Consider the following 20784-nt stretch of genomic DNA (forward strand, 5'->3'; position numbering starts at 1 on the left):
CATGGCTGACAGTTCGCTGACAGCCGCCGTCAGCGGGCGGTCAGCCTCCTTATGCAATCCTAATCGGGTCGCCGGGGCAAGCCCGGCGCAGCAATCCGAAGGAGACCGCAGATGAAACGAACCCTTCTTTTTACCGCTGGTTGCCTGCTTGCGGCGGCCTGTTTCGCAATCGATGCGCAGAGCCCGACGCCGAGCCTGATCCTGCATCCGCGCGCGCCGAAAAGTTGCGCGCCGAGCGCTTGCGCGGTCCCGGTCGAGGGGGATCGGCGCATGGCCGAGGCTGGCGTGTGGCGTAACGTCGCACTTGATCCAAGCCGTTGACGGTTTGCTCCGATTTTCGCAAGTCACGGGAGTGTGAGCGCGCATTGTCGCCCACCGCCCGAGGAGATTTGCATGCGTCTGATGCTGACGGTTCTGACTTTGCTGGCCATTCTGGCCCGCGCTGTCGTGCCCGGCGGCTATATGGTGCAGGCCTCGGAGGAGGGGCGCTTCGAGATCGTGATCTGCACCGAATACGGGACCGATACGATCTGGCTCGACGCGGACGGCAACGCGGTAAGCGAAGCTGGACAAGGCGGGAGTGAGGGCGCGGATGGCACCTGTCCCTTCGCCATCGGCGCAACCACCGTGCTGAGCGACCTGTCGAACGCGGCCCCCGATTTCGAGCGTGTGCCGCAACGCTTTACCCCGAGCGAAAGCTCTGACCAGCGCGTCCGCATCGCGATTCTTGCGATCAATGCCGCGCGCGCGCCCCCATCGCTGATCTGACGTTCCCTTGATCGGGTGCGGCGCTGAAGCGCCTGCCCGCGAAACGACTTCAGACAGTGGATGACCTTTATGAAACGCTCTTCCTGCGCGCCTTTCGCGGCGCATCTGCGCACGGTTATGGCCTGCGCGCTCTGCACGACCACCCTCACCCTTCTGCCCGCGACCGCGGGCCATGCCCAGGATGTTGCCTGCGATCCGGCGGTGAGCGATTGCCCGCCCGAAGCGGTGCTGCCGATCCTGCCCGAAACCGCGGCCCCCGAGGAGGCCGCCGCGGAGGCCGGGGCCGATCTGGTCCTGCCGACGGTCGAGGTCTCGGCCGAAGCGCCCGCCCCTGCCCCGGCGGCCCCACGTCCGCGCGCCCCCGCTCCGCGTCGGGTCGCGGCCCCGGTTCCCGCCCCTGCGCCCGTCGCCGCCCTCGCCCCGGTCATCGAACCGGTCGCGCCGATCAATCCCGAAAGCCGCTTTGCCGCGCGCCCGACCCGTGTGCAGGACCGCACCATCCTTGGCGAGCTCAGCGTCGATGCGCCCGTGGCGGGCACCGCGCTCGCGCGCGAAACGCTGGAAACGGTCGGCTCTGTGTCGGCCGAGACGGATCTTTTGCTCCGCGTGCCGGGCATTTCGATGGTGCGCAACATCCGTATTCCAACGGGCGGCAAGGGCTATACGAACAACCTCGTGGACGGGTTCTCGGTGCGCTCGCAATCGCTTGGCAAGTTCGGCTTCCTCGATGAGGTGAACCTCTGGGATGCCGAGCGGGTCGAGATCACCCGTGGCCCGGCGTCGGTGCTGTATTCGTCGAAAGCGGTGGGCGGCACGGTCAATGTGATTTCGCGCGATGTGCCCGAGACCCGCGAGGGGCAAGTGAGCCTTGAGGCCGGGGCCGATGGGCATCGCCGGGGCGCGCTTAACATGGCGGGGCCGATCGGCTCGGCGGGCAATCTGGGCTATACGTTCAGCGCGACGACGCTTGATCTGGACGGCTGGCGCGACCGCAGCGCGAAGGAGCGCGACGCGGTGAGCGGCAAGCTGGTCTGGTCGCCCACCGATGACACCGAGGTCACACTGCGCGCCGAGCGGCTGTGGCTTTACGAGGAGCACCCCGGACGCCTGACCCAAGAACAGTTCGACGCGGATTGGCAGCAGGCGCAGTATCGCAACCTCTATATCGACACGGTCTCCGACACGCTTTCGGCCTCGGTCACGCATCGGATTTCACCCGATGCAAAGGTCGAGCTGAGCTATGGCTATTCGAACGTCACCGGGACAGATGCCTGCCCCTCGGGCTGTTCCTCGATCATCGCTTCGCTGCGGCAGGTCGAGGTCGATCACACCAGCCACAATCTGCGCGGGCTGTATACGCTGGACCTCGACCCGATGGACTCGCGGCTGAGTTTCGGCGTGGACGCGTTCAAGTCGCGCAAGATCGACGAGACCTATAGCCGCCGCCCGAACAGCCTTACGCGCGGCTCGCTGGTCAGCGCCTACACGATCGACGAGACCTCGATCGCGCCCTTCGCGCAATGGGAGTTCAGCCCGATCGAGGACCTCCGCTTTAGTCTGGGTGCGCGGTGGGAAAACTACGATCTGGACGTGGATGACCGCTCGCCGCTGACCGATCTGGATGGCTCGAAGAGCTATTCGGAACTGGTGACCAAGGCGGGCGCGACGTGGGAATATGCGCCCAACAGCCTGTTCTGGGCCTCGGTCGCGGAGGGGTATTTCGTGCCTTCGACGACCGCCACGATCACCTCGGAAAATGCGCGTGACCTTCCGGCGGAAAGCTCGCTGACCTATTCCTTCGGGCTGCGGGGCGAGTTGGCACAGGGCGCGTTCGGCTATGATCTGGGGCTCTATCGCTCGACGATCAACGATCAGGCGGTATCGCTTGAATGTGGGGGCGACGCGACGCTCTGCCCCGGCGATCCGACCGGGAGCTATTCGGTGGCGGCGGGCAAGGTGCGCTATCGCGGGCTGGAGACGCAGCTTTACTGGCGTGCGTCCAAAGCATGGCGGTTCGATCTGTCGCACACGTTCGCGCGCAATACCTATGTCGATTTCGTCACGGATGAGGGGGATTTCTCGGGCAAGACCGCTTCTGCCAGCCCCAAGCATCACCTGAACCTGCGCGCTACCTACAGCCCGAACGAACAGCTTTCGCTGGAGGCCGAGGCGGACTGGATTTCGTCCTACTACACCAACGAAAGCAACACCGACAGCTATCAGCGTCCGTGGCTTGTGAACCTGCGGGCGAATTACGCGGTGAATGAGCGGGTTGGGCTCTATGCGGCGGTCGAGAACGTGTTCGACGTGAAATACGCCAAGCGCGTTTCGGCCACCGAGGACCCGGTTCCGGTGCGCGGCTATAACGAGGGCTACGCGGAGCGTACCTTCCGCGTCGGCCTGAGCGCCAAGTTCTGAGGAGCGGGCCGATGACCCAAGCGAGCAAGGGGCTGCGGCCCCGACATCGCGCGTCGTTTGGCGCGCGGATCACGGCACGGGTGGCGGTATTTCTGGGGGCGGTGCTGTTTGCGCTGGCCCCGGTCGCCTCTCCGGCGCGGGCGGATCAGGATCGGCCCAAGCTGGCGGTGGTCTCGACCTCTTTCGTGCTGCCCGCCAAGTTTCGCCTGATGCGCGAGGCGGCGGCGCGCGAGGGGGTGGAGTTCGCCTTTGTCTATGCCGACACGTCGAGCGAGGCCGAGGTTGCGGCCGCGCTTGCGGGGGCGGATCTTCTGGTGGTCGATGCGCCGCGTGAGAACGATCAGGCGGTGGTCGAGGGCGCGCTTGGGGCTGCGTTGCGTGCGGCGGGTCTGCCGGGTGTGCGGGTCTCGGTGATGAGCAATCCGCGCAGCGTGGCGATGGGGGCGATTGCGCCGGAGCGGGCTGAGCGGCTCTTTGGCTATTGGGTCGCGGGCACGCGCGAGAACCATGAAAACCTTGCGAAATATGTGGCGGCGATGGTGCGGGGCGAAGACCTTGCCGCGATCGCGCCGCCGGTCGATCTGCCCAATGGCGGGATTTACCATCCGGGTGCCGCGCGGGTCTTTGCCGACCTGCCCTCCTATCTGGACTGGTATGAGGCCGCGCATAGGGCCCGTGGCGCGCGCCCGGTGATCGCGATGGAGTTTTCGTCCTCCTATATCTCGGACGGGCAGACGCTTATGCTCGATCAGATCGTGGCGGGGATCGAGGCGAAGGGCGCGGTGCCGCTCGCCTTTTACCGGGCTTCGCGGCTGGCGCGTGCTGGCAGCCAGAGCCGGACCGAAGCGAATAGCGATGCCGCCGAAGCGCGGGGGGGGCAACCCTCTGGCGGGCGGCCCGAGGGCGGCAAACCCGCTGCCACCGGACGCCCCGAAAGTGGCACACCGCAAGCCTCGGGGCGACCGGGTGGCTCTGGCCGTCCGCAGGGGGCCGGAGGCAAGCCCGCCTCGGCAGGCGGTCCTCCGCCCGGCTTTGGCTCGAGCCCCTTCGATGTCGGCACCGCGCCCGAAGATGGCGCGGGCAGCTTCCCGAACCCGCGCGCCTATGGCCGCGAGGTGACCGAGGAACCGCTGGTCACGCTGAACGGCGCGGTTCTGCCCGATGTGCTGTTGGTGAACACCTTCATCGGCGGCAATCCCGATGGGCGCAAGGCGTGGCTGCAATCCATGGGCCGCCCGGTGATCCATCTGATGAGCTACCGTGACGGCGACCGCGCCGCCTATCTCGCCGATCTGGCGGGGGTGGATGCGTTCTCTTTACCGTTCACGCTCACCAATGCGGAATATATCGGGATGCAGGACCCGGTGATGCTCTCGACGGTCGAGGATGGGGTGATCACGCCGATGCCCGAACAGCTTGAGCTGGCGCTGGCCAAGGCGATGCGGCTGGCGGCGCTGCGGCAGATGCCGAATGCCGAGAAGCGGGTGGCGATGGTGTATTGGAACACACCCGCGGGCGAGACCAATATGGGCGGCTCGAACCTGAACCTGCCGCGCTCGATGGTCGATTTGGCGGGGGCGATGCGGGGGGCGGGATACGACATCGCGCCCTTCACCGAAGACGAGGTGATCGCGCGGGCACATGGGATGATGGCGCCGCGCTACCGCGCCGAGGCGATGGGGCGCCTTGTGCAGAGCGAGGATTGGGCGTTTCTGCCGCTTACCGAGTATCACGCGTGGTTCGATGCGCTGCCCGTCGCGGTGCAGCTTCGGATCAACCGGGGCTGGGGCACACCCGAGGAAAGCCAGTGGCTTGCCATGCGCGAGGGCGAGATGGGCTTCATCATCCCGCGCCTGCAACTGGGCAACCTCACGATCCTGCCGCAACCGCCGCGCGGCATGATCGTGATGGACGGCATGGAGGAGATGGAGCACGACCTGTTCCATGACGATCAGGTCCCGGTGAACCACCCCTATCTCGCGGCCTATCTGTGGCTGCGCAAGACGCAGGACGCGCTGATCCATTACGGCACGCACGGGTCGCAGGAATGGACGCCGGGCAAGGAGCGCGGGCTTTGGGCCTATGACGATCCGCAGCTTTTGGCGGGCGATGTGCCGATCCTTTACCCATATATCGTCGACAATATCGGTGAGGCGATCCACGTCAAACGTCGCGGGCGGGGCGTGGTGGTGAGCTACCAGACCCCGGCTTTCGCGCCGGCGGGGCTGTCGCCGGACCTGACCGCGATCAACGATCTGTTCCGCGAATATCACAACGTGGTCGAAGGCCCCGCGCGTGAGGCGCTGCGCCAGCAGATCACCGAGAAGGCCGTGGCCGTGGGCTTCGACAAGGATCTGGGGTTGGCCGAAGGCGATTTGGCCGCCGATTTCGAGGCCCATGCCCGCGATCTGGAGACCTTGCTCGAAGATCTGGGCGGGCAGATGCAGCCCTTGGGTCTGCACACGTTCGGGACCGGGCCGGACACGCAGGTCTCGATGGCGGCCAATGTGATGCAGATGATGGGGGCGCCCTTCTACGAGGCGCTTGGCGTCGATCCGGGCGAGGTCTTCAAGGCCGGGTTCGAGACGCTAGAACAGACCGTGCCGATGCAATTCGTGATCCAGCATGTGCTGGGTGACGCGCCCGCCGATCCGGCCATGGCCGAGTGGGTCGAAAAGGGGCGGCAGTATCGGGACATGCTGGACGGCTCGGGCGAGGTCGCGGCGGTGCTGACCGGGCTTTCGGGCGGCTGGATCGACCCGTCTTATGGCGGCGACCCGATCCGCAACCCCGACGCGCTGCCCACGGGGCGCAATGTCTACGGGTTCGACCCCTCGCGCATCCCGACCCGTAACGCCTATGTGGCGGGGCAGAAGGCGATCGAGGAGCTGATCGAGAGCCACAAGGCCGAGCATGGCGCGGCGCCGAAGAAGCTCGCCTTCACGATGTGGAGCACGGAAACCATGCGCCATCTGGGGATGCTGGAGGCGCAGATCCTCTATGCGATGGGCGTGCGCCCGATCTGGGATGAGGGCGGGCGCGTGACCGGCATGGAGGTGATCCCGCTCGAAGAGCTGGGTCGCCCCCGGATCGACCCGGTCATCTCTTTGACGGGGCTCTATCGGGACCAGTTCCCGAATGTGATGGAGCGGTTCAACGAGGCCATCGTCATGGTCAATGCGCTGGACGAAGGCCCCGAGGACAACCCCTTGCGCGCCAACACCGCCCGGATCGCCGATGCGCTGCGCGCGCAGGGCGTCGAGGGGGGCGTGGCCGAAAACTACGCGCTGACCCGGATGTTCGGCACGGAAAGCGGCGACTATGGCACGGGGCTGCCCGACGCGGTGATGATGAGCGGCGATTGGGAGGAAGATGACGGGCAGTTGTCTGCGGGCTACCTGATGCGGATGGGCTGGGCCTATGGGCCGGACAGCGCGCAATGGAGCCAGAAGCTGGGCGATGGCATCCCCGGTGCGCCCGATGCCTTCGCGCTGCAACTGGCAGGCACGGATGCGGCGGTGTTCTCACGCTCGTCGAACCTGCGCGGGCTTTTGGATACCGACCACCCGTTCGAATATCTGGGTGGGCTGAGCCTTGCGATCCGGGCAATCGACGGGGAAAGCCCTGCGCTTTACATCTCGAACATGCGCGACCCGAACCGCACCAAGCTGCAATCGGCCGAAGGGTTCATGGCGTCCGAGTTGCGCGCGGTCTATCAGCATCCCCGCTGGGTGGCCGAGATGCAGGACGAGGGCTTTGCGGGCACGCTGGCGCTGTTGAAGACGGTCAACAATTTCTGGGGCTGGCAGGTGATGGATCGCGACGTGGTGCGCGACGATCAGTGGCGCGAGTTCATGGCCGTCTATGTCGAGGACCGCTACGAGCTGGGCGTGCGCGAGTGGTTCGAGGAGACCAACCCGCAGGCCATGGCGCAGATCGCAGAGCGCATGATCGAGGCGATCCGCAAGGGCTATTGGGAGGCCTCGGAAGAGGATCTGCGCAAGCTGATCGAGACCTATACCGAGGTCGCGGCCGCCCATGATGTCGTCTCGCAGAACGACACGTTCACCGACTATGTCGCGGCGCAGGCGGCGGGCTTTGGGCTCACGCTTGCGGCGATGACGCCCGAGGCGGCGCCGAGCGAACCGGAGCCTGCGCAAGGCACGCCCGAGCCGGTGAGCGGGCAGGAATTGCGCGAAGAGGCCAAGCCCCCCGCGCCCCCTGCCCCCCCGCACTATTACGCGCTGATCCCGCTCTTGCTGATCGGGTTCGGCTTTGTCTGGCAGGCGGGAGCGCTTTGGCGCCGCCCGCGCGCCATCGCCTGAGGAGAACGCGCATGACCATGCTTGAAACGCTGATGTTCGAGGTCTCGAAACTGTTCCTGACCCCGGTTCTGGTGATCCTGTCGCTGATGTTCGTGGCGGCCCTCGTAGGGCTGGGCGGGTTTCTCGCCGAGGCCGCGATGCGCTGGACGGGGCGCGGAGGGATGCGCCCGCTCGCGCGCTACCGCGCCGCCCATCCGCAGGCGAGCCGCGACGCGCTGGAGTTGCACCTTCTGCGCCGGCTGGAGCCGTTGCGGGTGATCTCGCGGGTGGCGCCGATGCTGGGGCTGGTGGCGACGATGATCCCGATGGGTCCGGCGCTCGTGGCCGTAAGCCAGGGCGACACCGGCGGCATTGCCGAGAACCTCGTGATCGCTTTCGCCGCCGTGATCATCGCGCTGCTGGCGGCGGCGATCACCTACACGGTGCTCTCGGTGCGGCGGCGCTGGCTGCTCGAGGAATTGGACGAGATCCTGAGCGCGCCCCGCGCCAAGGCGCAGGTCGTCGCCCTGCCGGAGGCCGCCCATGTCTGACCTTCACCAAGCAGAGATGCACCACCGGCTGGGCGTGCTCGACGATGACGATGGCGACGACCCGATCCTGTCGGTCGTCAATATCATCGACGTGTTTCTGGTCATCATCGCGGTGCTTCTGATCACCGTGATGGAGAACCCGCTCAACCCGTTCTCGGTCGAACAGGTGACGGTCATCAAGAATGCGGGCCAGCCTGACATGGAGATCACCGTGAAGGACGGCAAGGAGATGAAGACCTTTACCGCGACCGGGCAGATCGGCTCGGGCACGGGCACAAAGGCGGGGATCGCTTACCGGATGGAGGACGGCTCGATGGTCTATGTGCCGCAGGAGGGGACCAATGAGTGATCTCGTCGTCTCCGACCTCACGCCGATGGGGATGTATCACAATGCCGATGCGGTGGTTCAGGCGATCTTGCTGATCCTCGTGGCGGCCTCTGTCGTGAGCTGGACGGTGCTGTTTGCCAAAGGGGTCGAGCTGGCCGCGCAGCGGGTGCGGCTGGGCCGGGCGCTGATGCGGTTGCGGGCCGCGTCCGGGCTTGATGCGCTGGCGGGGCTTGGCGGCGCGGCGGCACGGATGCTCGCCGAGGCGCGGCTGGAGATCGAGGCCTCTGGGGCCACGCTGCCCGCGGCGGGCGTGAAGGAGCGGCTCGCGCTTCGGATCGCGCGGATCGAGGCGGGCGAAGGGCGGCGCGCGCAGCGGGGCACCGGGGTGCTGGCCACGATCGGGGCGGTCGCGCCCTTTGTCGGGCTCTTTGGCACGGTTTGGGGGATCATGAATTCCTTCGTCTCGATTGCCCAAAGCCAGACGACCAATCTGGCCGTGGTCGCGCCGGGCATCGCCGAGGCGTTGCTGGCGACGGCGGTGGGCCTTGGCGCGGCGATCCCGGCAGTGGTGATCTACAACGCGCTCGGGCGCGTGGTCGCGGCCCAGCGTGCGGGGCTTGCGGATGCGGGCGCGCTGGTTCTTGCGATTGCCGGGCGCGATCTGGACCGCGCGCAGGGAGGGGCGTGAGATGGGATTTTCGCTCTACACCGATGACAGCCCCGAGGAAATGAGCGAGATCAACGTCACGCCTTTCATCGACGTGATGCTGGTGCTGCTCATCATTTTCATGGTGGCGGCGCCGCTGGCGACGGTCGATATTCCGGTGGACCTGCCGGGGCAGAGCGCGGCCCCTGCGACCCCGCGCGACGCGGAACCGTTATTTCTCACGCTGACGGGCGAGCAGCGACTGATGCTCAATGAGCAGCCGGTCGCGCCCGGTGCGCTGGCGGCGGCGCTTGAGGTCGCCACCGGGGCCGATCCCGAGACCCGGCTTTACCTGCGCGCCGATGAGAGCGTGCCTTATGGCGCGCTGATGGCGGTGATGGATGAGTTGCGCGGCGCGGGCTATCTCAAGGTCGCGCTGGTCACGCGGGAAATTCAGGGCGGCGCGCCATGAGAGACACGGGGCGGACAGTGGCACCTTGGCTGATCGGGCTGGCGCTTGCGGGCGCGGCCCATGCCTCGGTGGCGGTGGCGGTGATTGGCCGCGCGCAGCCCCCCGCCCTGCCCGCGCCCGAAGGGGCCTTTGTCGTGGAACTGGCCGAGATCGCGACCTCGCGCGGGACGGAAGCAAAGGATTTGGCCTTGGGCGCGGAGGCGAGCGCACAGGATGCCATTGCCGAGGCGGACCCGGTCGAGGCGCCGCCGCCCCCCGAGGAGCCCGAGCCGGTCCCCGAAGAGGTGCCCGCGCCAGAGCCAGAGCCAGAGCCAGAGCCGGAACCGGAACCGGAACCGGTCGAACCGCCGCCTGCCCCGCCGCAAGAGGCCGTAGCGCAAAGCACCACCACTCATTCGGACGCGCATGTCTTGGCCGAAACCGACCGCGCGCGCGAACAAGCCGTGACGCGCCGGGCGGCGGATCCGCAGCAAGTGGCGGCTTGGATGCGGGAGCTGGAGATGCGGCTGCAAAAGGAAAAGACTTATCCCGAAGAGGCGCGGCGCGCGAAATGCGAGGGCGTGGCGACGGTGCGCCTGTCGCTCACCGCCGAGGGGGCGTTTGCCGGGGCGACGCTGGTGACGGGATCGGGGACGGCGGCGCTCGATGCGGCGGCGCTGGATCTGGTCGAGCGCGCGGCCCCCTACCCTGCGCCGCCCACGACGGGCGCGAATGGGCTGCTTACGCTGCTGGTGCCGGTGCGCTACGCGTTGAAGTGAGGGGGGTCAGCCGCGCAACAGGTCGTCGGCGGCGGCGCGCGCGGCCTCGGTCACTTCGGCGCCCGAGATCATCCGTGCGATCTCGTCGCGGCGGGCCTCGGGCGGGAGCGCCACGACCTCGGAGGTGGTCATCCCGTCGGAGACCGATTTCTGCACGCGGAAATGATGCCCGCCCCGCGCGGCGACCTGCGGGCTGTGCGTGACGACAAGGACCTGCGCGCCGGCGGCCAGCGTCGCCAGACGGCGGCCAACCGCATCGGCCGTCGCCCCACCGACACCGCGGTCGATCTCGTCGAAGATCATTACCAGCGCGTCGGCGCCTTTGGACAGCACGACCTTGAGCGCGAGCAGGAAGCGCGAAAGCTCGCCCCCCGAAGCGATCTTGTTGAGCGGGCCAGCCGGGGCGCCGGGATTGGTGGCGACGGTGAAAGCGACGGTGTCGATGCCCTCGGGGCCGGGTTCGCCCGCGCTGAACGAGGTCGCAAACACTGCGCGTTCCATCTTGAGCGGCGCGAGTTCCTGCGCCATGGCCGCGTCGAGGCGCGTTGCGGCCTCGGCGCGGGCCGCCGACAGGGCCGTAGCCGCCGCATCGAAGCGCGCGCCCGCCTCGGCCACCTGCTTTTGCAGCTTGGCGATATCGCCTTCGGAGGCGTCGAGCGCAGCCAGACGCGCGCGCAGATCGGCAGCGAAACCGCCCAGATCGTCGGGGAGCACGCCATGCTTGCGGGCAAGCCCCCGGATCGCGAAGAGCCGTTCCTCGCAGGCATCGAGGGCATGCGGATCGAAGCTGAGCGCATCGAGCGCGTCTTCGACGCCCTGCGCGGCCTCGCCCAACTCGATCAGCGCGCGTTCGAGCGAGGTCAGCGGCGCATCGAGACGCCCCTCGGCCCGGTCCGCCGCGCCTTGCAACCAGCGGTCGGCATCGCGCATCGCACCTTCTGCGCCCTCAGGGCCAAGCGCGGACAGCGCGCGCGCAACATCGGAGCGGATCTTTTCCGCGCCTTGCATCAGGCGGCGCTCGGCATCGAGCCTGGCCTCTTCGCCGGGCTGCGGGTCGAGTTGATCGAGTTCGCCGACCGCGTGGCGCAGGAATTCCTCTTCGGCACGGATCGCGTCGCGGGCGGCTTCGGCGGCACGCAGCGCCTTGGCCGCGCGGGCACGCTCGGCCCAGGCGGCGCGGGTGGCATCGAGCAGCGCATCATGGCCGGCGAAAGCGTCGAGCAACGCGCGGTGCCCGCGCTCGTTCAAGAGCCCGCCATCGTCCTGCTGGCCGTGCAATTCCACGAGCGTCGCGGAGAGCGCGCGCAACACCTCGCCACTGGCGCGACGGTCATTGATGAAGGCGGTCTTGCGCCCGTCACGGGTATTCACGCGGCGCAGAATGAGTTCGGACCCGCCGGGCAGCCCGGCCTCGGCCAGCAATGCGTGCGCGGGATGGCCTTCGGGCAGGTCGAAAACGGCGGTGACCTCGCCCTGCTCCGCGCCCTTGCGCACAAGTTCCGCCCGCCCGCGCCAGCCCAGCACGAAACCCAGCGAGTCGAGCAGGATCGACTTGCCCGCCCCGGTCTCGCCGGTGAGCACGTTCAGACCATCGCGGAACTCGAGATCGAGATGCGCGATGATGAGCATGTCGCGGATTTCAAGGTGACGCAGCATGATTGATCCCGCATCGGCTCCGGGCGCGGACCCGGATCAGAGCCATTCGCCCCGCAGCACTTGCCGATAAACCTTGGTCAGCCAGCTATCGCCCTTGCCCTCGGGCTCCAGCCCGCGCTTGGTCAGCAGACGATAGGCATCGTCGTAGAAGGGCGAGCCCTGATAGTTGTGCCCAAGGATCGCGGCTGCCGTCTGCGCCTCGTCGGTGATGCCAAGCGCGAGATAGGCCTCGGTCAGACGCATCAGCGCCTCGGCCGTGTGCTCGGTGGTCTGGAAGTCCTCGACCACGACGCGGAAGCGGTTGATCGCGGCGGTGTAGTGGCCACGCTTGAGGTAGTAGCGCCCGATCTCCATCTCCTTGGCGGCGAGGTGATCGAAGGCGAGATCGAATTTCAGGATCGAAGAGCGCGCGTAATCGCTGTCGGGATATTCCTCGATCACGTCACGCAGCGCTTGCAGCGCCTGGAAGGTCAGGCCCTGATCGCGGCCAACCTCGTCGATCTGGTCGTAATAGCTCAGCGCAAGGAGGTATTTGGCATAGGCCGCATCCTCGTCGCCCGGATAGGTGTCGAGGAAACGCTGCGCGGAGGCGCGCGCGGCCTCGTAATCCTTGGAGCGGTGCTGCGCGAAAGCCTGCATGATCAGCGAGCGTTTCGCCCATTCGGAATAGGGATAGAGGCGTTCCACCTCGGAGAAATAACGCAGCGCCTCGACCGGGCGGCGGGGATTGCCGACCTCCAGCTCATATTCGCCACGCTTGTAGATTTCCTCGGCGGTGAAATTCTCGAGCGGCACTTCGTCCGAACCGCCCCCGCCACAGGCCGCCAGAGCCGAAATCAGCACAAGACTTGCCAAACGAGTAGCCAGCGATCTGCCGCGCGCCATGCCCTGCCCTTATCCATTCTTGTGCCGGAGCGGTTCCGGCACCTCCTTCGGGACCGTCAAGCGGCCCTGCTTCGATTGTCCTAGCACAGAAAAATCCGGGGCGCAAAACGCCTTTCGCACGGAAGCGCCACGGAAATTCCGGATCGGGTCGAACGGGTCACCGCCGCCCCGAAAGGCGGGCAGAGGATCAGCGGGCGGCCAGACCGGCAGCGCGGCACACGCCCGCGCCCGGCAGGCTGTAAGCCTGTGCAGGGGAACAGGTTTCCCATTCCCAAGCTTCGGGATCGGCGAAGAGTGCGCGCAGCAGGCGATTGGTCATCGCGTGACCCGCGCGCGCGCCGACATAGCGGCCAAGGATCGGCGCGCCCGCAAGCGCGAGATCGCCGAGCGCGTCGAGCATCTTGTGGCGCACCGGTTCGTCCGCATGGCGCAGACCGCCCGGGCTCAGAACCTTGTCGCCATCGACCACAACGGCGTTCTCATAAGTGCCGCCGAGCGCAAGGCCATTGGCGCGCATGAAGTCCACATCGGCCTGACGGCAGAAGGTGCGGCTGTCCATCAACTCACGCACGAAGGCGCCATTGGCCATGTTGAGCCGCTTTTCTTGCTTGCCGATCGCGGCGTCTGCGAAGTCGATGCTGAAGTCGATGACCAGCGACGCGGCCGGTTCAAGCCGGGCCACTGCCTCGCCCTCACGGACTTCGACGGGTTTGAGCACGCGGATCGCACGCAGCGCGCCGCTGAGCGCGCGCAGGCCCGCCGCCTGAATACCTGCGACGAATTCGGCCGAGGAGCCGTCAAGGATCGGAACTTCGGGGCCGTCGATCTCGATCAGCGTATTGTGCACGCCCGCGCCGACCAGAGCCGCCATGATATGTTCGATGGTCGAAACCGACACGCCGTCTTCGTTCTCGATCAGCGTGCAGAGTTTCGAGGGCGTCACGCGATCCCAGATCGCGGCGATACGCGGGTTGCGGTCGGTGATATCGGTACGGCGGAACACGATGCCATGATCGGACGGCGCGGGATGGAGCACCATCCGCACGGGGGCGCCCGTGTGCAGGCCCACGCCTTCAAAGGCAACCGGTTTTGCAATCGTCATCTGCACGATAGTGGCCTTTCGCTGCCGCCTTACGCTTGTTTTCCCGTGCCGTTGAGCGTCAGAGAGACTCAGGGCCCGGAACCGCATGATCAGTTAGTCACCCCCGGCCCGCATCACAATTCACTCTTTGTAACGCTTTGAAACAAAACTGTCGCAAAGGGGCAAAACCCTGCTTACGGCCATTTAAGTATCTGTTTTACAAAGAAAAAGGGCTGGCGCAGGCCAGCCCTTTTCAGGTGGTTTTGTGATGGCTTAATTGGCCTGACGGCGCAGGAAAGCCGGGATCTCGATGCGGTCCTGATCCTGCGGAGCCTCGTCTTCGTATTCCGAATGCTGCGGCTGCACGGCCTGCGCGCGCTGCGGCGCGGCGTGCTGCGGCTGGCCTTCATGGCCGTGGCCGGTCATCCGGTTGATGAGCGAGTTGATCCCGAAGCGCGGCTTTTCGGCCTGCGGCTGCGGTTGCGGTGCGGCGGCACGCTGCGGCGCGGCCATCGGACGCTGCACGGGCTGCATCGGCGCCTTGTTCACGGCTGCCTGAAGACGCGCAAGCGCCTCGGGCGAGGGCGTGCCGGGCGCGCGCGGACGCGGCGCGACATAGGCCGAAGGGTCTTCGTCGACATGCAGGTTCTGCTCTGCGGCGCGCGGCTGATAGGCGGGCGGCGGCAGATCGTCGGCGGCTTGCGGCGCGGGGGCTGCGGCGGCGGTTTGCGCGGCGGGCGCGTCGAACAGGCTCGGCGCGGGCTGCGGCGCCGGTTGCGCTGCTGCTGCGGCGGCAGCAACGGGCTGGGCCGAGGTCACCGACAGCGCCGGCTGCGGGGCCGGTTGCGGCGCGGGCGCGGGGTTCACCTCTTCGGCCACCGGCTCATGCGCGGGCTTGAGCGGCTCGGCGAGCGAACGGCGCGGCACCGGAATCTCGGTGGTCGCGGCCACAGCGTCGATGCCGGTCGCCACGACGGAGACGCGCATGCCGCCTTCCATCTCCGGGTCCAGCGTCGAGCCGACGATGATATTGGCGTCCGGGTCCACCTCTTCGCGGATGCGGTTCGCCGCTTCGTCGAGTTCGAACAGCGTGAGGTCGTAGCCGCCGGTGATGTTGATGAGAACGCCCTTCGCGCCCTTGAGCGAGATCTCGTCCAGCAGCGGGTTGGCGATCGCCTTCTCTGCGGCCTGCACGGCGCGCTCGTCGCCGGTGGCTTCGCCGGTGCCCATCATTGCCTTGCCCATCTCGTCCATCACGGCACGCACATCGGCAAAGTCGAGGTTGATCAGGCCCGGACGGACCATCAGGTCGGTCACCCCCTTGACGCCCTGATAGAGCACGTCATCGGCCATCGCGAAGGCCTCGGTGAAGGTGGTCTTCTCGTTGGCGAGGCGGAACAGGTTCTGGTTCGGAATGATGATCAGCGTGTCGACGACCTTTTGCAGGGCCTCGATGCCCTCTTCGGCCTGACGCATGCGCTTGGAGCCCTCGAACTGGAAGGGCTTGGTCACGACGCCGACGGTCAGAACACCCAGCTCACGCGCGGCTTGGGCGATGATCGGGGCGGCGCCCGTGCCGGTGCCGCCGCCCATGCCGGCGGTGATGAAGCACATATGCGCACCCGCGAGGTGATCGACGATCTCCTCGATGGTTTCTTCGGCGGCGGCGGCGCCGACCGAGGGACGTGCCCCCGCACCGAGACCTTCGGTCACCTTCACGCCCATCTGGACGCGCGCCTGCGACTTGGACTGCTGAAGCGCCTGCGCGTCGGTGTTGGCCACCACGAACTCGACACCTTCGAGCTGTTGCTCGATCATGTTATTGACGGCATTGCCGCCGGCACCGCCCACCCCAAACACGGTGATCCGCGGCTTGAGGTCCTGGTGCTCCGACATCATCAGATTCAAGGTCATTGGTTCCGCCTGTGATTTTGTGTTCGGCCCTGTCCCGACCGAATTCCCCGAAAATTAGGCTGATATTAAACAGATTCCGCCGAAGCGTCACCCAAAAAACACGCTTCAAACACAAAATCTGCGACAGATCTTGCGTGTGTAAGCGGTATTTCGCGCATGACTCATCATCTAGCGGGGCCAGATGGCATCCCCCGCAGCGGATTGCGATCACCAGTTATCGCGGAACCAGCGGATCGCGCGGCGCAGGGACCGTCCGCCAAGGCGCTCGGCGGGGATTTCGAAGTCCCACCATTCGTCCTGCGGATGCGCCGCAAAGAGCGCAAGCCCCACCACCGAAGAGAAGCCAGAGCCCGTCGCCGCCTGCGGCAGACCCTGCACCCGCAGGGGCCGCCCGAGGCGCACGTTCTGGCCCAGAATACGCGCCGCAAGGCCATCGAGACCGGGGATCTGGCTGGCCCCGCCGGTCAGCACGATTTGCTGGCTCGGCAGGTGCTCGAACCCGGCCGCATCGAGAAGGCCGCGCACCTCTTCGAGGATTTCCTCGACGCGCGGGCGCATGATGCCGATCAGCTCGGCGCGGCTCACCTGACGGCGGTCCTTTTCCCAGTCGCCCGAATTGCCCGAGAGCTCGATCATTTCGCGGTCGTCCATGCCGGTCGCATGGACGCCCCCGTGGAAGGTCTTGATCCGCTCGGCCACCGCCATCGGCACCTGAAGGCCGGCGGCGATGTCGCGGGTGACCAGATCGCCGCCCATGCGCACCGCATCGGCAAAGATCATATGTTTCTTCATGAAGACCGAGACGCCGGTCGCGCCGCCCCCCATGTCGATACAGGCCGCGCCCAGTTCCTGCTCGTCCTCGACGAGGCTCGAAATGCCCGAGAGATAGGCGGAGCTTGCGATGCCGGCGAGTTCGAGATCGCAGCGGCGGATGCAATAGATCAGGTTCTGCACGGCGTCGGCATCGACGGTCAGCATATGCATGTCGGTGGCGAGCTTGCGGCCCACATGGCCGCGCGGGTCGATCAGGCCGGAGCGGTGATCGAGCGCGAAGTTGACCGGCTGGGCGTGGAGCACCTCACGGCCCGCGCCGATATCGGGCATGTCGCAGGCGGCCAGCACCCGGCCCACATCGGACTCGGTGACGTGTTCGCCGCCGATCTCGATCTCGCCCGCAAGCCCGTAAGAGCGCGGATTCGCGCCCGCGAAACAGGCGATGACGTGATCCACGCGGGTATTGGCCATCTTTTGCGCGGCCTGAACGGCTGTGCGGATCGCACGCTCGGTTTCGTTCATCGCGTCGACTTCGCCAAAGCGCACCCCGCGCGAGCGGGTGGTGGCGGCACCGATCACGCGCACGCTTGCCTGCCCGGCCAGCGAGCCGAGCGCATCGCTGTCGCGCGCCTCTTCGGGGCTGCCGTCGAAACGCAGCACGAGGCACGCGATTTTCGACGTGCCGATATCGAGAAGCGCAATCACGCCGCGTTGCATCGCGGCCTTGCGCATGTTTCGCATCGCTCGTTGGGACTCGTAAAGATCGGTCATTGGCCAGCCTTTGCTTTGGTCACCTGCCCGGTGATCTCGCGGAATTTCTCGAGAGAGGTCTCGGAAAGGCGGATCGTCGGGCGATCGTTGTTGCGCATGTCGAGATGCGTGAAGTCACGGCTGAGGAGGTCCTCGGCCGCATCGAGGGCGAGCACGCGATCCATCGCGCGCACGGGGTTCTGTTCGGGCAGCATCAGGCGCTGGTTGCGGTCAAGCACCACGTCCCAGCGGCGCTCACCCATCCGCACGAGGCCCCGCAGGCGCGGCAGGATCGGACCCGCCGCCTGCAAGAGCGCCAGCGCCTCGGGCACGGCGCGATCGGCCCCTGCCCCCGCGATCAGCGGCAGGTCGGGGCGCACGTCGCGCGCGGTAATGGTGGCGACCCGGTGGCCGGTGGCGTCCAGCATCTCGACGCTGGTGGCGGTGCGCCACAGGATTACGGGTTCGCGCTCGGTCACCTTGATTTCCAGCGTGCCGCCGGGGCGGATCACGAGGCTGGCATCGGCCACGGCATCGAGCCGTTTGATCAGGCCGCGATAGGCGTCGAGGTCGATATCGAAGGACGAGGCCGGGAGCGCCACGGGCGCCATCGCGCGGATCGCGCCGTCCACCTCGGGCGAGGCCCCCTCAATCTTCATCAGGGAAACCATGAATTCCGGGCGGTGCTGGATGCGCTCGCGCATCGTCTCGTAGTAACCGACAAGTTCACTGCGCCGCGCATCATCTGCAACCCAAGCACCGATCCCCAACGCCAGACAGAAGACCGGGACCCCAATCCGTACGAAGGCGCGCACCGAGGGGCGCAGCCAGAGCCGTTCGAGCCGGTAGGCCAGCCGCGAGGGCGCGGGGTCGCGGCGCGGGGTGGCGACACGGGCGCGGGCGTTCTGCATCTGCGCCTGCATGAAGGATTGCCCGGCGCGCGGCGGGTCTGCGGGCGCGCGCATCGGCCGGGGCTGTGCGTAATGCTGCATCTGGGCATGCGGATGGGCGTCATCCACCGGCTGCGCGTGATGAAGCTGCTGCGCGGCGGCTTGGGCGGCCTCGTGGCGGGCGCGGGCCTCTTGCGCCTGCGGATGGGCCGGATGGCCATGGGCGAAGCGGAGTTTCTGGCCACCCTGCGGAGGATGGGCGCGCGGCGCCTCGGCCTCTTGCGCGGGGTGGGCGCGCAGGCGCGGCTCTTGCAGATGGGCGTGGCCCTGCGGGTGCGGATGGCCCGGGTTCAGCGGTCGCATGAGGCGTCCTCCACCATCCAGGTCACCAACTCGGGGAAGCTGATCCCCATATGCGCGGCCTGCTCAGGCGCGAGCGAGGTCGGCGTCATGCCCGGCTGCGTATTGGTTTCCAGAAGCACAAGCCCATCAAGCCCGCGCGCCTCGTCCCAGCGGAAATCGGTGCGCGACATCCCCCGGCAGCCAAGCGCGTTATGGGCGCGCAGCGCGTAATCGCGGCAAGCCTCGGTGATCGAGGGCGGGATCTCGGCGGGCAGCACGTGGCGCGAGCCGCCGACATTGTATTTGGCGGCATAGTCATACCAGCCTTCGGTGATGATCTCGGTCACGCAGAGCGCGCGGTCGCCCAGCACCGAGCAGGTCAGCTCGCGGCCCGGCGCGTAGGTCTCGACCATCACGGTCTCGGGCATTTCGTCAGAGAGTTGCGGCGGCGCGTTCGCGCCCTCCATCACCAGATAGACGCCGACCGAGGAGCCTTCGTTATTCGGCTTCACGACATAGGGCGCGGGCAACACATGGCGTGCCATGACATCGGCCTTGGGCGCGAGCACGCTTTCGACAATCGGCAGGCCTTCGGTGCGGTAGACATCCTTGGCGCGGGCCTTGTCCATCGCAAGAGCCGAGGCCAGAACGCCGGAATGCGTATAGGGGAGGCGCAGCCATTCGAGCACGCCCTGCACGCAGCCATCTTCGCCCCAACGGCCATGCAGCGCGTTGAACACGCAGTCGGGCTTTGCGTCAGCGAGCTGCTGCGCAAGATCATGGCCCGCATCGACCTCGATCACTTCGAAACCTGCCACCCGCAGCGCTTCGGCGCATTCACGCCCCGAAGAGAGCGACACTTCGCGCTCTGCCGAAGGTCCGCCCATCAGTACCGCCACACGGTGGGATGCCCTGCTCGACATTCCCGCCACCTTATCGCCTTTGCCCGGAGTTGTTCCCCGTGGCGTTCTTCATTACCTGCACGCGGTCCGGCTTACCCGGCGAATTCACCCACGCGCATGATTTCCCACTGTAACGAAATTCCCTGCGTCTGCAAAACCTTTTTGCGGACTTCCTCGCCGAGGGTTTCCAGATCGGCGGCTGTCGCGTCGCCGGTATTGATCAGGAAATTCGAGTGCTTTTCAGACATTTGCGCGCCACCGATGCGCGCGCCGCGCATGCCGGCCTCGTCAATGACCTTCCATGCCTTGAGGTCATGCACATCATCCGCCCGGCCCGTTGAGGAGAACCCGGCCGGATTGCGGAAAGTGGAACCCGCCGAGCGGTCCTTGGTCGGCTGGGTCGCGTCGCGTTTTGCGAGCTGATCCTCCATCCGGGCGGCCAGCGCCTCGGGGTCGCCGGAAGTCCCCTCAAACAGGCCACCAGTCAGCACCCAGCCTTCGGGCAGGCTCGACTGTCGATATTGCAACGAGAGATCGGCTGCGGGGATCGTGACCGCCTCCCCCGCGCGGGTGAGCGCATAGGCCTCGATCAGGTGGTCCGCGACATAGGACCCATAGCAGCCCGCATTCATGCGGATCGCGCCGCCAATCGCGCCCGGAATGGTGCGCAGAAAGGTCAGGTCCACGCCCTCGGCAGCCGCCTTGCGCGCGACATGGGCGTCAAGAGCGGCGGCGCCCGCGCGGACGCGTGCGCCCTCGATCTCGATGCCGTTGAAGCCGCGCCCGAGGCGGATCACCACGGCGCGGATGCCACCATCGCGCACGATCAGGTTGGAGCCGACCCCCATCGGGAAGACCGGCACGTCAGCGGGCAGATGCGCGAGGAACTGCGCCAGATCGTCCGCGTCCGCGGGCTGGAACAGCCAGTCGGCGGGGCCGCCCACGCGCAGCCACGTCAGATCCGCCAAAGGGCGGTTCGGCACCAGCGCGCCGCGCGGCTCATATCCTGGGGTCAGGGTCATGGCGCTGTCCTAGCGGGCCGTCCCCGCCGAGGCAAGCGCGATCCATCAGCTGCGCCCGCTGGCAATCACGATCAAAAGCCCAAGCGCCACGGGCGCCACCAAGAGCCCGCCCGTCCCCGCCAGCAGCAGCGCGCCCAGATGCGCGCTCACCAGCGCGGGCAGCATCAGCGCCACGGCCAGCACCGCGGCCGCGATGCATACCCGGATCACCGAGCGACGATAGCCGCCCTTCCAGACCGTGCGCCCCACCCAGATCGTGAACACCAGCATCGGCACGGCCAGCACGAGGGCCTGAAGATATTCGACACGCATTGGATCACCTT

General features: G+C 67.0%; 18 protein-coding genes. 9 read left to right on the forward strand and 9 right to left on the reverse strand.

All coding sequences use genetic code 11. The features are described 5' to 3' along the window. Positions 1 to 111 precede the first annotated feature (111 nt). From P0X85_RS06420 to P0X85_RS06460, 9 genes are all read left to right on the forward strand, one after another. The gene (locus P0X85_RS06420) at positions 112 to 321 is read left to right on the forward strand and encodes a hypothetical protein (protein ID WP_275810281.1); all 210 of its coding nucleotides are present in this window, start codon (positions 112 to 114) and stop codon (positions 319 to 321) included. Between the two features lie 72 nt (positions 322 to 393). Continuing rightward, positions 394 to 768, forward strand: coding sequence for a hypothetical protein (locus P0X85_RS06425; protein ID WP_275810285.1), 375 nt, complete (start codon positions 394 to 396; stop codon positions 766 to 768). Between the two features lie 69 nt (positions 769 to 837). Beyond that, the gene (locus P0X85_RS06430; protein WP_275810290.1) at positions 838 to 3186 is read left to right on the forward strand and encodes a TonB-dependent receptor; all 2349 of its coding nucleotides are present in this window, start codon (positions 838 to 840) and stop codon (positions 3184 to 3186) included. Between the two features lie 11 nt (positions 3187 to 3197). Beyond that, positions 3198 to 7511, forward strand: coding sequence for a cobaltochelatase subunit CobN (gene cobN / locus P0X85_RS06435; protein ID WP_275810293.1), 4314 nt, complete (start codon positions 3198 to 3200; stop codon positions 7509 to 7511). Between the two features lie 11 nt (positions 7512 to 7522). Beyond that, positions 7523 to 8041: a MotA/TolQ/ExbB proton channel family protein gene (locus tag P0X85_RS06440; protein WP_275810296.1), complete on the forward strand. Its 519-nt coding sequence runs from the start codon at positions 7523 to 7525 to the stop codon at positions 8039 to 8041. Beyond that, positions 8034 to 8390 carry a DUF2149 domain-containing protein gene (locus P0X85_RS06445; protein WP_275810299.1) on the forward strand — a complete coding sequence of 119 codons (357 nt, stop codon included), beginning with the start codon at positions 8034 to 8036 and terminating at the stop codon, positions 8388 to 8390. Before P0X85_RS06440 ends, P0X85_RS06445 begins: the two co-directional genes overlap by 8 nt. Next, positions 8383 to 9057, forward strand: a complete 675-nt coding sequence (exbB, locus tag P0X85_RS06450) for a tonB-system energizer ExbB (protein ID WP_275810302.1) — start codon at positions 8383 to 8385, stop codon at positions 9055 to 9057. Before P0X85_RS06445 ends, exbB begins: the two co-directional genes overlap by 8 nt. A 1-nt stretch (position 9058) precedes the next feature. Beyond that, entirely contained in the window at positions 9059 to 9487 is a 429-nt protein-coding gene (exbD, locus tag P0X85_RS06455) for a TonB system transport protein ExbD (protein ID WP_275810306.1), read from the forward strand. After that, the gene (locus P0X85_RS06460; protein ID WP_275810308.1) at positions 9484 to 10245 is read left to right on the forward strand and encodes a TonB family protein; all 762 of its coding nucleotides are present in this window, start codon (positions 9484 to 9486) and stop codon (positions 10243 to 10245) included. Before exbD ends, P0X85_RS06460 begins: the two co-directional genes overlap by 4 nt. Positions 10246 to 10251: 6 nt before the next feature. Here P0X85_RS06460 and recN read toward each other — a convergent pair whose 3' ends face one another. From recN to P0X85_RS06505, 9 genes are all read right to left on the reverse strand, one after another. After that, complete coding sequence (gene recN, locus P0X85_RS06465; protein WP_275810311.1) at positions 10252 to 11901, reverse strand: DNA repair protein RecN; 1650 nt, start codon at positions 11899 to 11901, stop codon at positions 10252 to 10254. A 36-nt stretch (positions 11902 to 11937) separates the two neighbouring features. Then, complete coding sequence (locus P0X85_RS06470; RefSeq protein WP_275810314.1) at positions 11938 to 12786, reverse strand: outer membrane protein assembly factor BamD; 849 nt, start codon at positions 12784 to 12786, stop codon at positions 11938 to 11940. Positions 12787 to 12973: 187 nt separating this feature from the next. After that, positions 12974 to 13894: a UDP-3-O-acyl-N-acetylglucosamine deacetylase gene (lpxC, locus tag P0X85_RS06475; RefSeq protein ID WP_420851793.1), complete on the reverse strand. Its 921-nt coding sequence runs from the start codon at positions 13892 to 13894 to the stop codon at positions 12974 to 12976. A 246-nt stretch (positions 13895 to 14140) separates the two neighbouring features. Continuing rightward, entirely contained in the window at positions 14141 to 15781 is a 1641-nt protein-coding gene (gene ftsZ / locus P0X85_RS06480; RefSeq protein ID WP_275810317.1) for a cell division protein FtsZ, read from the reverse strand. Between the two features lie 207 nt (positions 15782 to 15988). Continuing rightward, positions 15989 to 17326: a cell division protein FtsA gene (ftsA, locus tag P0X85_RS06485; RefSeq protein WP_275810320.1), complete on the reverse strand. Its 1338-nt coding sequence runs from the start codon at positions 17324 to 17326 to the stop codon at positions 15989 to 15991. Further along, positions 17323 to 18558: a cell division protein FtsQ/DivIB gene (locus P0X85_RS06490; protein ID WP_275810323.1), complete on the reverse strand. Its 1236-nt coding sequence runs from the start codon at positions 18556 to 18558 to the stop codon at positions 17323 to 17325. The genes ftsA and P0X85_RS06490 overlap by 4 nt, the downstream gene beginning before the upstream one ends. Further along, positions 18546 to 19460: a D-alanine--D-alanine ligase gene (locus P0X85_RS06495; protein ID WP_275810326.1), complete on the reverse strand. Its 915-nt coding sequence runs from the start codon at positions 19458 to 19460 to the stop codon at positions 18546 to 18548. The genes P0X85_RS06490 and P0X85_RS06495 overlap by 13 nt, the downstream gene beginning before the upstream one ends. 71 nt (positions 19461 to 19531) lie before the next feature. Continuing rightward, positions 19532 to 20461, reverse strand: coding sequence for a UDP-N-acetylmuramate dehydrogenase (murB, locus tag P0X85_RS06500; protein WP_275810329.1), 930 nt, complete (start codon positions 20459 to 20461; stop codon positions 19532 to 19534). A 45-nt stretch (positions 20462 to 20506) separates the two neighbouring features. Then, entirely contained in the window at positions 20507 to 20773 is a 267-nt protein-coding gene (locus P0X85_RS06505) for a hypothetical protein (protein WP_275810332.1), read from the reverse strand. Positions 20774 to 20784: the final 11 nt, after the last annotated feature.

This window comes from Pseudothioclava nitratireducens, assembly GCF_029210495.1.
GTDB lineage: Bacteria > Pseudomonadota > Alphaproteobacteria > Rhodobacterales > Rhodobacteraceae > Pseudothioclava > Pseudothioclava nitratireducens.